Below are 12464 nucleotides of genomic sequence, written 5' to 3' on the forward strand. Positions count from 1 at the left end.
CTTATTGTGCCTGCAGTCCGATGGATTTGACGATGGCCCGGAATTGTTGGGTGCCGTCCGTGTAGGCCTTGTCGGCTTCGGCCAGGGTTTGCGGTTTCGGCAGCAGCTGGCTGTTGGCTTCCAGCGCGGCGTGCACGGCCGGGTCGCCCAGCGTGCCGGTGATGGCCTTGTGCAGCGCGGTCACCACGGGTTCCGGGGTGTCCTTCTTGACGAAGTAGCCGGTCCAGATCTTGAAGGTGAAGTCCTTGAGCTGCTTGCTTTCGCTGACGGCCGGGTACTGCTTCACGCTGTCCAGCCGCTCGCCGTTGAGCATGGCCAGCACCTTGACGCGGCCGGTCTTGTGCATCTCGTCGTACTTCTTGCCATAGGGCGCGAGGAAGAAATCGACCTGGCCGGCCATCAGGTCCTGCTCGGCGGGGGCCGCGCCCTTGTAGGGCACGTGGATCATCGGGATGCCGGTGACTTTCGACAGGTGCTCGCCCAGCAGGTGGTAGAACGAACCGGGGCCGACGCTGGCAAAGGTCAGCGGCTTGCCGTCCTTGGCGGCCTTGCGCGCGTGGTCCAGGAACTCGTCCACGCTGTTCACCGGCAGGTCCTTCTTGGCCAGGAAGGCGATCTGGGCGGTGGCGATCATCTGCACCAGGCGGAAGTCCTCGCTCTTGAACTTGATGGACGAAATCGCCAGCGGCGCGAGGATCAGCTCGTTGGGTGAACCCTGGAAGATGGTGTAGCCGTCGCTGGGACCACCGAGCACCTTGGTGGCGGCGATGGAGCCGCTGGCGCCGCCCAGGTTTTCCACGATCACCGGCTGGCCCAGCTGCTTGCCCAGGGTGGTGTTGACCGAGCGCGCGATCACGTCCGACAGACCGCCCGCAGGGTAGGGCACCATCAGCGTCACCGGCTTGGACGGGAAGGTCTGGGCGGCGGCGGTGCCGGCCATGCCGGAGGTGGCCAGCGCGGCGGCGGCCAGAGCGAAGTGGATGCGGATGCGGGCGTTCATGGTGTCTCTCCGGTGTGGGCGTGAAAATGCCGAGGGGGCTCAGGGGGTGGGGGAAAGCAGGTCCTGCACCAGCGCGACCCAGTAGGCTGCACCGGGGGCGATGTTCAGGTCGTTGAAGTCGTAGGCCGGGTTGTGCACCATGCAGGCGCCGGGCTCGCCGTCCGCGCCGTTGCCGATGAACAGGTAGCTGCCCGGCACGCGTTCGAGCATGAAGGCGAAGTCCTCGCTGCCGCTGACCATCGGGCCCTGCGGATTCACCTGCTCCGCAGGAAAGTGCTTCTGCGCCACCGCCAGGGCACGGGCGGTCTGCGCCGAGTCGTTGACCAGCACCGCGTAGCCGGCACGCCAGGCGATCTCGGCACGCACGCCGAAACTCTGGGCCTGCAACTGCACCAGTTCGCGGATGCGCTGTTCCACGCTGCGCCGCACCTGCGGGGCCAGCGTGCGCACGCTGATTTCCAGCCGCGCCTCGGCCGGGATCACGTTGTTGGCCTCGCCCGCGTGGATGGCGCCCACGGTGACCACGGCCGGCTGCAGCGGGTCGACGTGGCGCGAGACCACGGTCTGCAGCGCCATCACCAGCGAGGCCGCGGCCACCACCACGTCGGTCGCCTTGTGCGGCATGGCGCCGTGGCCGCCGTGGCCGTGCAGGGTGACGGTGGCGTAGTCGGACGAGGCCATGGCCGGGCCGCTGCGGAACACCAGCTGGCCCTGCGGGATGCCCGGCATGTTGTGCATGGCGAAGATGGCCTCGCAGGGGAAGCGCTGGAACAGGCCGTCTTCCATCATCCTGAGCGCGCCGCCGCCGCCTTCTTCGGCCGGCTGGAAGATCAGGTTCAGCGTGCCGTCGAAACGGCCGTGCTGGGCCAGGTGGTGCGCGGCGGCCAGCAGCATGGCGGTGTGGCCGTCGTGGCCGCAGGCGTGCATCACACCGTGCTCGCAGCTGGCCCAGGCCGCGCCGGTGGCCTCGGCAATCGGCAGGGCGTCCATGTCGGCGCGCAGGCCGAGCGTGCGGGCCGAGCTGCCGCGCTTCAGTTGCCCGACGACGCCGGTGCCACCCAGGCCGGTCGTGACTTCGTAGCCCCAGGCCCCCAGCTGGGCCGCCACCAGGGCGGCGGTGCGGCGCTCGCTGAAGGCCAGCTCGGGGTGGCGGTGGATGTCGCGGCGGACGGCGATGAACTGTTCGACGGCGGCGTCACTGAGGCGATCCATGCAAAGCGCTCCTGAAACATGAACTTTGTTGCATGTTAGGAAGCGGTCGGTTTAAAGTCCAATGCATTGATCATCAACAATCAATGCATTTGCATGGAGGTTTTCGGATGACGCTGGTGCAGCTGCGGCACTTCGTGGTGCTGGCCGAACGCGGGGCCTTCGTGCAGGCGGCCAAGGCCCTGTACCTCACCCAACCCGCGCTCACGCGCAGCATCCAGGGGCTGGAGGACGAGCTGGGCGGGCGCCTGTTCGACCGGCTCGGGCGGCGCATCGCCCTCACGTCGTTCGGCCACGAGGTGCTGCAACGCGCGCGCCGGCTGGTAGCCGATGCCGAGGCGCTGAAGCAGACCGGCAAGGGCCTGCACGCCGGCCTGATCGGCACGCTGCGCATCGGCCTGAGTTCGGGGCCCGGTGCGTTGCTGTCCACGCCGCTGATGTTGCACATGGGCGAACACCACCCGAAGCTGCAACTGCAGATCTCGCGCGGCAACACCGGCGTGCTGGTCGACGCGTTGCGCGACCAGCGGCTGGACGCGGCGGTGCTGGACGTGCGCTCGGTGCGGCCCGCGGCCGACCTCGCCATCGCACAGGTCTTCGAGCTGGCGGCGGGGTTCCTGGTGCAGCCGGACCACCCGCTGTTGCAGCTGGGGCGGCCAGCGACCATAGAGGACGTGCTGGCCTACCCCATCGCTTCCACGCCGCTGAGCGACGAAGTGGCGCGCATCCTGATCGGGCGCTACGGCCCGCAGGCCAACCCGGACGACATGGTGACCCTGCGCAGCGACGAAACCCTTACCATCGTGGAGGTGGCGCGCCGCAGCCACGCCATCGTGCTGACCGCGCACGCCGCGGCCGAGGGGCTGGTGCCGCTGGACATGGCGCCGGCGCTGGACGCCACGGCGCGCTTCGGCCTGGTCACGCTCAGCCGGCGCCAGGAAGCCCCGGCCCTGCGCATCCTGCGCGAGTGGCTGACGGGCTGGCTGGTCCAGAATGGGGCCGCATGAAACTCACGGCTCTGCTGATCGCGATCGAGGTGGGCGGCACGGTGGCCTTCGCCATGTCGGGCCTGATCGAGGCCATGCGCAAGCGCATGGACGTGGTGGGCGTGTTTTCGGTCGCCTTCGTCAGCGCTTTCGGCGGTGGCACGGTGCGCGACCTGCTCCTGGACCGTCGTCCGCTGTTCTGGGTCGAACACGAGGCCTATCTCTGGCTCGTGCTGGCCATGGTCGTCACCGCGCCCTGGTGGCTGAAGCTGGCGTTGCGCGACACCGGCACCCGGCTCATGGAGTGGGCCGACGCGTTCGGTCTGGGCCTGTTCGCCATCTCGGGCACCGGCATCGCGGTGGCCGCCGGCATGTCGCCGGGCGTGAGCGTGCTGATGGGCGCCACCACGGCCATCGTCGGCGGCGTGGCGCGCGACGTGCTGTGCAACGAGGTGCCCAAGGTGTACCAGGACCACCGGCCTTATGCGCTGTGCGCGGTCGCGGGCAGCGTGGCCTTTCTCGGGCTGGGGGCCCTGGGCCTGGGCTCGGAACTGGCCAGCCTGGCCGGCATCGCCGTGGCCACCGGCAGCCGCCTGCTGGCCATCGCCTTCGACTGGCAACTGCCCGGCTGGCGCCTGCCCCAGAAATGAAAAACGCCGGCGAGTCCCCTCACCGGCGCTGTCCCCGGCACAGCCTGAAGATCAGGCCAACTCGCTCACCGGCACGCAGCTGCAAAACAGGTTGCGGTCGCCGTAGACGTTGTCGACACGTCCCACCGACGGCCAGTACTTGGTGTTGACCGCGTGGCCAGATGCCACCGCGGCGACTTCGCGCGGGTAGGGGTGGGGCCACTCGCTCTTGAGCACGCTGGCCGCGGTGTGCGGGGCGTTCTTCAGCGGGTTGTCGTCCTGCGGCCATTCGCCCTTTTCCACGCGGCGGATTTCCTCGCGGATGGCGATCATGGCGTCGATGAAGCGGTCCAGCTCCTCGCGCGTCTCGCTCTCGGTGGGTTCGACCATCAGCGTGTTGGCCACCGGGAAGCTCAGCGTGGGCGCGTGGAAGCCGTAATCCATCAGGCGCTTGGCCACGTCCTCGGCCATCACGCCGCAGGTCTCCTTGAAGCCCCGCAGGTCGAGAATGCACTCGTGTGCCACATGACCGTTGGCCGAGGCGTAGAGCGTGGGGTAGTGGTCGGCCAGACGCTTGCTGATGTAGTTGGCCGAGAGGATGGCCGCTTCGGTCGCGTGCTTCAGACCCTCGGCGCCCATCATGCGGATGTACATCCAGCTGATCGGCAGCACGGCCGCATTGCCCAGCGGGGCGGCCGAAACCGCCCCCACGCTCCACCGCTCGCGCGGGTCGCTGCCCCCCGAGGGGGCTGATCCGCCTTGGGACGGCCCGGCGGCGGATCGGTCACCCGCGCAGACGCCACCCGGCTCGGCGCCGCGGCCGTGACCAGGCAGGAAGGGCACGAGGTCTTCGACCACGCAGACCGGGCCGACGCCCGGGCCGCCGCCGCCGTGGGGAATGCAGAAGGTCTTGTGCAGGTTCAGGTGGCTCACGTCGCCGCCGAACTCGCCCGGCGCGGCCACGCCGACCAGCGCGTTCATGTTGGCGCCGTCCACGTACACGCGGCCGCCGTGCTGGTGCACCAGGGCGCAGAGTTCCTTGACGGTGGTCTCGAACACGCCGTGCGTGCTGGGGTAGGTGATCATCACCGCCGCCAGGTTCGCGCTGTGCTGTTCGCACTTGGCCTTGAGGTCGGCCATGTCCACGTTGCCGTTCTCGTCGCACTTGGTCACAACCACCTGCAGGCCGACCATCTGGGCCGACGCCGGGTTGGTGCCGTGCGCCGACGAGGGGATCAGGCAGATGTTTCGGTGGCTCTCGCCGCGCGAGGCGTGCCAGGCCTGAATTGCCAGCAGGCCGGCGTATTCGCCCTGCGAGCCCGCGTTGGGCTGCAGGCTGATGCCGGCGTAGCCCGTGGCCTGGCACAGCCAGGCGCGCAACTGCTCGTCAAGTTCTTGGTAGCCCGCCAGCTGGTCGGCCGGGGCGAAGGGGTGCACGCCCGCGAATTCCGGCCAGGTGATGGGAATCATCTCGCTGGTCGCGTTGAGCTTCATGGTGCAGGAGCCCAGCGGGATCATGCTGCGGTCCAGCGCGAGGTCCTTGTCGGACAGCGCGCGGATGTAGCGGAGCATGCCGGTCTCGCTGTGGTGGCTGTCGAACACCGGGTGCGTCAGGTAGGCACTGGTGCGGCGCAACTCGGCCGGGATCAGCGGCTCCACGCCCTTCTCGAAGGCGTCGAAACTGGGCAGGGCCTGGCCGTCGGCGGCGAACGCCGACCACAGCAGGGCAATGTCCTCGCGCGTGGTGGTTTCGTCCAGCGACATGCTGACGAACTGGCCCCAGGACAGGCGCAGGTTGGCGCCCTGCGACCTTGCCTTGGCCACGATGGCCTGGGCCTGGGTGGCGTCGGCGGCCTTGACGGTGAGCGTGTCGAAGGCCGACTCGCTGGTCAGCGTGTGGCCCAGCTGCTGCAGGCCGGCGGCCAGCACGGCGGTGTAGGCGGCCACGCGCTGGGCGATGCGCTTGAGGCCCTGCGGGCCGTGGTAGACGGCGTACATGCTGGCCACGACGGCCGGCAGCACCTGCGCCGTGCAGATGTTGGAGGTGGCTTTTTCACGGCGAATGTGCTGCTCGCGCGTCTGCAGCGCCAGGCGGTAGGCCGGGTTGCCGTGGGTGTCCACGCTCACGCCCACCAGACGGCCGGGCAGTGAGCGCTTGAACTCGTCACGACAGGCCATGTAGGCGGCGTGCGGGCCGCCAGCGCCCATGGGCATGCCAAAGCGCTGGGTGGTGCCGACCACGATGTCGGCGTCGAATTCGCCCGGGGGCACCAGCAGGGTCAGGGCCAGCAGGTCGGCGGCGACGATGAAGGCGGCCTGCTTGCCGTGCACGGTTTGCACCTCGGCGCGCAGGTCGTCGATGCGGCCGCTGGTGGACGGGTACTGGGCCAGCACGGCGAAGTAGTCGTCGGCGGCCAGGGCTTCGGCCCATTCGGTGGCCGAGTTCGCCAGCTTCACGGTCAGTCCCAGCGGCTTGGCGCGGGTCTGGATCACCTCGATGGTCTGCGGATGCGCGTCGCCGGCGACCACGATCACGCTGCCCTTGGCCTTGACCGAGCGCTTGGCCAGCGTCATCGCTTCCGCGGCGGCGGTGGCCTCGTCGAGCATGGAGGCGTTGGCGATCGCCATGCCGGTGAGGTCGGTCACCATGGTCTGGAAGTTGACCAGCGCCTCCATGCGACCCTGCGAAATCTCGGCCTGGTAGGGCGTGTAGGCGGTGTACCAGGCCGGGTTTTCGAGGATGTTGCGCAGGATGACGCCCGGCGTGTGCGTGCCGTAGTAGCCCTGGCCGATGAAGCTCTTGAAGACCTTGTTCTTCGAGGCGATGGCCTTGAGTTCGGCCAGCGCCGCGGCTTCCGTGGCGGCGGGCGGCAGGTCCATGCCGGTGCTGCGCGCGATGCTGCGCGGAACGATGGAGTCGATCAGGGCGCGGCGCGAGGCCTCGCCGATGACCGACAGCATGTGGGCTTCATCGGCTTCACTGATGCCGATGTGGCGGGCGATGAACTCGCTGGCGTTTTCTAGTTCACCCAGGGGTTTGACGGACGGCATCAGCATGGCGCGGCTCTCGGCAGATCAGGTCGGGACAATCAGGCGTTCTTGGTGAACGATTCGTAGGCGGTGGCGTCCAGCAGGGCGTCGACTTGCGAGGCGTCGCTGAGCTTGACCTTGAAGAACCAGCCGGCACCCAGCGGATCGCTGTTGGCCAGCGAGGGGTCGTTGCGCAGGTCTTCGTTCACCTCGGTGATCTCGCCGCTGACGGGCATGTACACGTCGGCCGCGGCCTTGACCGACTCGACCACGCCGGCCACGTCCTTCTGGGCGAAGCTCTTGCCCACTTCGGGCAGGTCGACGAACACCACGTCGCCCAGCGCGTCCTGCGCGTGGGTGGTGATGCCGACGGTGGCGATGCCGCCGTCAACGGTGATCCATTCGTGGTCTTCGGTGTACTTGGTGGTCATGGTGGGCTCCGGTGAAGAAAGTTGCAAAGGGCTGAATCAGCCGCGGAAGTATCGGTTGGGAACGAAGGGCATGGGCGCGACCTCCATCGGCACGGCCTTGCCGCGCACCATGGCGTTCACGCGCGTGCCGGCGGCGGCGCAGTCGGGGGTGACGTAACCCATGGCGACCGGCTTGTCGGCGCTGGGGCCGAGCAGGCCGCTGGTGACTTCGCCGATCTTCTGGCCGTCCGGGCTCTGCAGCTCGACGTGCTCGCGCACAGGCACGCGCTCCAGGGCGACCAGGCCGACGCGCTTGCGGGCCAGCGCGCGGCTGCCGTCCAGCTGGGCCAGCACCACGTCGGCGCCCGGGAAGCCGCCGGCGCGTTCGCCGCCCGTGCGGCGCACCTTCTGCATCGCCCAGTTCAGCGCCGCCTCGACCGGCGTGGTCGTGGTGTCGATGTCGTTGCCGTAGAGGCACAGGCCGGCTTCCAGGCGCAGCGAATTGCGCGCGCCCAGGCCAATGGGTTTGACCTCGGGCTGGGCGAGCAGCGCGCGGGCGAAGGCGTCCGCGCTGGCGGCCGGCACCGAAATTTCAAAACCGTCCTCGCCGGTGTAGCCGCTGCGGGTCGCGTAGAGGTCGGCACCGTTCCAGCCGAAAGCCGAGCCGGTCATGAACACCAGGTTTTCCACGCCGGGCAGCAGGCGCTGCAGCGCGCTCACCGCCAGCGGCCCCTGCAGGGCCAGCAGGGCGCGGTCGAACTGCGGGGTGATGGTGCAGCGGCCGCCGATGCGGGCCTGGATGTGGGCCAGGTCGCCGTGCTTGCAGGCGCCGTTGACGACCACGTAGAGGTGGTCGCCGCGGTTGACGAACATCAGGTCGTCGATGATGCCGCCCTGGTCGTTGAGCAGCAGGCCGTAGCGCTGCTTGTTCACACCCAGGCCGATCACGTCCACCGGCATCAGCGACTCGAAGGCCGCCGCGGCGTCCGGGCCGGACAGCAGCAGCTGGCCCATGTGCGACACGTCGAACAGTCCGGCGGCGCGGCGTGTGTGGTGGTGCTCGGCCATCAGGCCTTCGGGGTACTGCACCGGCATGGAGTAGCCGGCAAAGGGCACCATGCGCGCACCGAGTTCGAGGTGCAGGGCGTTCAGCGGGGTCTGGAGCAGGGCGGAGGATTCGGCAGGAGCGGACACGGGCGGACCTCGGTGGTGGGGGCAGATGCCATGGCACGGGGCCACAGCGACGACACGGTGCATCCGTGTGCTGCCCCCCTGTCCGCTTTACCTGAGAGATTCGCGCGGGCGATGCCGCACTTGCTCCTTCGGTGGACCGCCTGCTGCGGCGGTCTCTCTCCAGTGGGGGACACCGGCCATTCAACCGGTGGTCATCAGTCCTTTTGCCTGAGCGTTCAGGGCCGTTGCCACGACCGCCTGCGCCTTCGGCGGCTCCCCGGGGGAGCGCTCTCCTGATGTGTGGAGTTTACCGGATGCGACGTCGCAAAACCGATGGCGGAAGCTCGGCAGGCGTGTCAAGGGCTCGATTCCAGCACATGGGCCGGCAGCAGCTTGGCCAGGCGCTCGCTGATGCCGTCGGCGCGTTCGCTGCCAGCCAGGGCCTCCACGTCGGCGATCAGGGCCCGGCCCACGGCCAGCATCGCCTGGGGGTCGCGCGCCTCGCGCAGCGCATCCCGGTAGCGGTGGGCCAGCGCCTTGTCGCGAGGGGCAAACAGCCGCTCGCTCAGATCGAACAGGAACATGCGGGCGGAGGCCAGCGAACGGGTGCCGGCGAACTGTTCGCCGTGCGCGGAAGGGCCCTGTGCCCGCGCCGGTGGGGGCGGTTCCAGCGCCGGGGACTGGCTCGAAGCCGGTGTTCGCCGCTGCAGATAGCCCTGGGCCAGCAACTGGTCGATCAGGCGTCGGCCATCGCCCTGGAACAGCTCGGCCATTTTCGATTCGCTCTGCTGGCCATCGGCCACCAGCAGCAGGGCGCGCTCGCGCTGTCCCAGGCTGCGGTGGCCCGGGCGCAGTTCAAGGCGACCTTTTTCGGTCTTGATCAGCATGGTTCACTCCAACGACGAGCGGGCACTTTGCCGCCGTTTCGTGTCGTTGTCGTGAAACGCCTGGGTAAGGAGAGGATTTCAGCCGACGACCCGCTCGGGGCCGGGAGGATGCTGCCGGCGCCGCCAGCGCAGCCACAGCGTGCGCACCACCAGCACCAGTGCCAGCAGCATCATGGGATGGGCCGGAGACGAGTAACGCGGGATGTTGTGGCTGAGGAAGGCGTAGAACACCAGCAGGCCCACCGGCAGCACGGTCACCGCCACCCACTGGGCGTGGCGCCGGAACAGGCCGTAGCAGAACACGCCGAACAGGGCCACACCGGCGAACAGGTTGAGCAGTTCGCCGATGGCGTCCTGCGTCTCGATGGACACCAGCGGCACCTCGACCTTCTTGAAGCTCCAGAACCCGTGCCAGAAGAAGGGCACGGTCATCGCGACATGGCGCCAGGGCCGCTCCTTGAGCATGGCCATGGCCTCGCCCTTCATCTCGTCGCCCACGGCCTGGTCGGGATAGGGGTGGCCCTCGTCGCGCTTGCGGAACACCCGCTGGTTGTACTGGGCGGCCAGGTTGTAGTGGAAGCTGACGGCATTCTGGGGATGCCCTTCGTAGGCGGCACGCCGGTCGGATTCCCAGAAGGTGGAGAGGTAGCGGTTAAGGCGCTGCCAGCGGCCACCGCGCTCGAAGTCGCCCGGGGCCTCGCCCAGGTGGGTGCCGGCCACGGCGCGCCGGTACAGCGTGGGGCTCTTGTCGTAGATCAGGCCGAGCACCTCTTCGTTGCTCATGTTGTTCATGTGGGCGCGGCCCCACAGGATCAGGCCGCCGCGCTCGGTGATGCGGAAGTTGTCGAAGTGCACGTAGTTGCGCACCACCCAGGGCGAGAGCGTGAGCAGGAACGCAGAGCCCATCACCAGGCCCCACACGATCACCTGAGAAAAAGCGAACCGGTCGGGGCGCCGGGCGATCAGCAGCGCGGCCATCAGCAGCGGCACCGCCACCACGCCGATGTACGCGAACGAGGCCTTGCCCAGGGCCAGCAGGCCCATCAGCATGCCCGAGCCGAAGAACCAGCCCAGCGACTGCCGCTGCACCGCCCGCAGCAGGCCGTAGGTGGCCCAGATCATCAGCGTGGCGGTGGACAGCTCGGTGTAGAGCGTGTCGATGTAGGTGTTGCCGTGGAAGAAGATCTGGAAGCACAGGCCGGTGGCCACGAAGCCCGCCAGGTTGCTGCCGCCCAGACGGCGTGTCAGCGCCCAGATACCCACCAGCCCGGTGAAGATCCACAGCAGGTTGCTGAGCTTGACGGTGCGGGTGAGGTCGCCGGAACGGAAGTCGGCGATGGGGCGGTCTGCCGCCGCCGGCACGGCCAGTTTCAGGTGCAATGCCACCACCAGCGGGTCCAGCGGCTCGCGGAAGTTGGTGGGCTTGGGGTTGCTGTTGTTGTCCAGCGAGAAGGTGCCGTGTTTGAACAGGTTCACGGCCATCAGCAGGTTCTGGATGCCGTCGCCGACGATGGGGTCGCTGGAAATGCGGTCCGAAGCCTTCCAGGTCAGGCCCAGGCAGACCACCAGCGGGAGCAGCCAGCCGCGGGCCACGGCCTGTCTCAGGCCCTGGTGCCATTGCGGGCGCTCGCGGCGCATCCAGCCCAGGGCAAGTTCCGCGGCCAGCCACACCAGGCCGGCGACCAGCGCCACGCCGAGCGCCACTGGCCAGATCTGGCGCGTCGGCGGGTTGATCACCTGTTTGGGCAGCCGGTACACGAAGTGGGGGTCCGCGCCGGTGACCTGGAAGCGGATCATCTCCGGCTCCACCGCCACCACGGTGAGATCGCTCATGCCCTGGATCGCCTCGCGCAAGGCCGGGCCTTGCAGGGTGAGCAGGCCCCAGCGGCTGCGCAGTTCCAGCGCACCGAAGTCCACCCGGCCCGGCAGGGTGGTCGGGTCCATGCGCACCTGGGTGACCTTGCGCAGCGTGTTGACGCTGATGCTGTGTCGCTGCCATTCGCCCGCCCGGGTCGAGCGGGTGTAGTTCAGCCGTTCGCTGAAGTTGCCCTGGTCGTCGGCCAGGTAGACCTGGTAGGGGCCGGGGCGCTCGACCCGCAGGTCGAAGACGATCTGCAGATCGCGGCTGAGCCGGGCCTGCAGGAAGACCAGGAGGATGGCGAAAAAGGCGACGGCGAGCGACCGGAGGGCCACTTTGCGCGGGGATTGACCAATTGGCTCACTGGTGAGCGCCTGATGCATGCAAGACCACCCGTTTGTTTGTTGTGTCTCCTGGCGGTGCCTGCCGGCCCATTCAGGGAAGCTGCTCTGGCGCCCTTCGGCGCGCGGGGTCTGCCGACGAGTAACAAAAGCTTAAGAATGATAAGGGGGGTCACTTAAGCGACGTTTACGGCCCCTCGCCGTTGGCCACCCCGCCCGGGGGAAATGTTGCGCTGCGGAAACAGTGCGACCGCCGGCCGCCGGGCCGGCTGCGGCGCTTACGCAAACTGGCCGAGGCGCTCGTCCCAGCCCACCCGGCGTTGCGCGCGGTGCGCCGAGGCCTCGATGCGCCGCGCATTGGGTTCGTCGGTCTGCGCGATCCAGGACATTGCCTGTTCGCGCGTGCGGCCGAACTGCATGTGCCGGGCGGCGAGCCGTTCCAGCCGCAGCGCGGCCGGTACATCCAGGTACCAGACCTCGTCGAGCAGCGCCGCCACCGGGGCCCAGGCCGGGTCGTCGTCCAGCAGCAGGTAGTTGCCTTCGGTGATGACCAGCGGCGTGCCGGCGAACACAGGCAGGGCGCCGGCCACCGGCTCTTCGATCTCGCGCCGGAAGTCGGGCGCGTAGACCGTCTCGCCCGGGGCCTGCTGGCGCAGGCGGCGCAGTAGTGCAGCGTAGCCGGCGGCGTCGAAGGTGTCCGGCGCGCCCTTGCGGCCGGCGCGGCCCAGCCGCTCCAGTTCGACCTGTGCGAGGTGGTAGCCGTCCATGGGCACGGCCTGGGCTCGTTCACCCAGGGCCTGCGCCATCAGCGCCGCCAGGGTGGACTTGCCGGCGCCGGGCGGGCCGACCACGCCGAGCAGGCGGCGGGGCCCTGCGGCGAGGGCCTGGAGTCGTTCGATCAGATCGGGGTGCAGTCGGGGGACAGTCATGGCGCGCCAATG

10 protein-coding genes and 2 riboswitches are annotated in these 12464 nt (G+C 68.9%); of the genes, 2 read left to right on the top strand and 8 right to left on the bottom strand.

Translation table 11 applies throughout. The features are described from left to right. Position 1: 1 nt before the first annotated feature. Positions 2–1000 carry a Bug family tripartite tricarboxylate transporter substrate binding protein gene (locus RCO38_RS15865; protein ID WP_308329314.1) on the bottom strand — a complete coding sequence of 333 codons (999 nt, stop codon included), beginning with the start codon at positions 998–1000 and terminating at the stop codon, positions 2–4. 39 nt (positions 1001–1039) lie between these two features. Next, positions 1040–2212 carry a M20 aminoacylase family protein gene (locus RCO38_RS15870; protein ID WP_308329315.1) on the bottom strand — a complete coding sequence of 391 codons (1173 nt, stop codon included), beginning with the start codon at positions 2210–2212 and terminating at the stop codon, positions 1040–1042. A 107-nt stretch (positions 2213–2319) separates the two neighbouring features. Here RCO38_RS15870 and RCO38_RS15875 point away from each other — a divergent pair, with 107 nt between their 5' ends. Together RCO38_RS15875 and RCO38_RS15880 are read left to right on the top strand one after the other, a co-directional pair. Beyond that, positions 2320–3216, top strand: a complete 897-nt coding sequence (locus RCO38_RS15875; protein WP_308329316.1) for a LysR family transcriptional regulator — start codon at positions 2320–2322, stop codon at positions 3214–3216. Further along, positions 3213–3845: a trimeric intracellular cation channel family protein gene (locus tag RCO38_RS15880; protein ID WP_308329317.1), complete on the top strand. Its 633-nt coding sequence runs from the start codon at positions 3213–3215 to the stop codon at positions 3843–3845. The genes RCO38_RS15875 and RCO38_RS15880 overlap by 4 nt, the downstream gene beginning before the upstream one ends. 51 nt (positions 3846–3896) lie before the next feature. Here the strand turns inward: RCO38_RS15880 and gcvP are convergent, their stop codons facing one another. The 6 genes from gcvP to RCO38_RS15910 all read right to left on the bottom strand — a co-directional run bounded on the left by gcvP (position 3897) and on the right by RCO38_RS15910 (position 12452). Further along, complete coding sequence (gene gcvP / locus RCO38_RS15885) at positions 3897–6881, bottom strand: aminomethyl-transferring glycine dehydrogenase (protein WP_308329318.1); 2985 nt, start codon at positions 6879–6881, stop codon at positions 3897–3899. 32 nt (positions 6882–6913) lie between these two features. Next, positions 6914–7285: a glycine cleavage system protein GcvH gene (gcvH, locus tag RCO38_RS15890; protein ID WP_308329319.1), complete on the bottom strand. Its 372-nt coding sequence runs from the start codon at positions 7283–7285 to the stop codon at positions 6914–6916. 36 nt (positions 7286–7321) lie between these two features. Further along, positions 7322–8458 (bottom strand): glycine cleavage system aminomethyltransferase GcvT, encoded by a 1137-nt coding sequence (gcvT, locus tag RCO38_RS15895; protein WP_308329320.1) that lies wholly within the window; start codon positions 8456–8458, stop codon positions 7322–7324. A 68-nt stretch (positions 8459–8526) separates the two neighbouring features. Further along, a riboswitch (glycine riboswitch) is annotated at positions 8527–8631 on the bottom strand. Positions 8632–8643: 12 nt separating this feature from the next. Continuing rightward, a riboswitch (glycine riboswitch) is annotated at positions 8644–8743 on the bottom strand. Positions 8744–8793: 50 nt separating this feature from the next. Then, positions 8794–9324, bottom strand: coding sequence for a hypothetical protein (locus RCO38_RS15900; RefSeq protein WP_308329321.1), 531 nt, complete (start codon positions 9322–9324; stop codon positions 8794–8796). A 78-nt stretch (positions 9325–9402) separates the two neighbouring features. Beyond that, entirely contained in the window at positions 9403–11517 is a 2115-nt protein-coding gene (locus RCO38_RS15905) for an ArnT family glycosyltransferase (protein ID WP_308329322.1), read from the bottom strand. 284 nt (positions 11518–11801) lie between these two features. Then, the gene (locus RCO38_RS15910; protein ID WP_308329323.1) at positions 11802–12452 is read right to left on the bottom strand and encodes a nucleoside/nucleotide kinase family protein; all 651 of its coding nucleotides are present in this window, start codon (positions 12450–12452) and stop codon (positions 11802–11804) included. Positions 12453–12464: the final 12 nt, after the last annotated feature.

The organism is Hydrogenophaga pseudoflava, assembly GCF_031020795.1.
Classification (GTDB): Bacteria; Pseudomonadota; Gammaproteobacteria; order Burkholderiales; family Burkholderiaceae_C; genus Hydrogenophaga; species Hydrogenophaga pseudoflava_A.

Bases quoted from the DNA above. Each gene is read 5' to 3' on its own strand.
- RCO38_RS15865 (WP_308329314.1), bottom strand. From the start codon at position 1,000: ATGAACGCCCGCATCCGCATCCACTTCGCTCTGGCCGCCGCCGCGCTG.
- RCO38_RS15870 (WP_308329315.1), bottom strand. From the start codon at position 2,212: ATGGATCGCCTCAGTGACGCCGCCGTCGAACAGTTCATCGCCGTCCGC.
- RCO38_RS15875 (WP_308329316.1), top strand. From the start codon at position 2,320: ATGACGCTGGTGCAGCTGCGGCACTTCGTGGTGCTGGCCGAACGCGGG.
- RCO38_RS15880 (WP_308329317.1), top strand. From the start codon at position 3,213: ATGAAACTCACGGCTCTGCTGATCGCGATCGAGGTGGGCGGCACGGTG.
- gcvP (WP_308329318.1), bottom strand. From the start codon at position 6,881: ATGCTGATGCCGTCCGTCAAACCCCTGGGTGAACTAGAAAACGCCAGC.
- gcvH (WP_308329319.1), bottom strand. From the start codon at position 7,285: ATGACCACCAAGTACACCGAAGACCACGAATGGATCACCGTTGACGGC.
- RCO38_RS15900 (WP_308329321.1), bottom strand. From the start codon at position 9,324: ATGCTGATCAAGACCGAAAAAGGTCGCCTTGAACTGCGCCCGGGCCAC.
- RCO38_RS15910 (WP_308329323.1), bottom strand. From the start codon at position 12,452: ATGACTGTCCCCCGACTGCACCCCGATCTGATCGAACGACTCCAGGCC.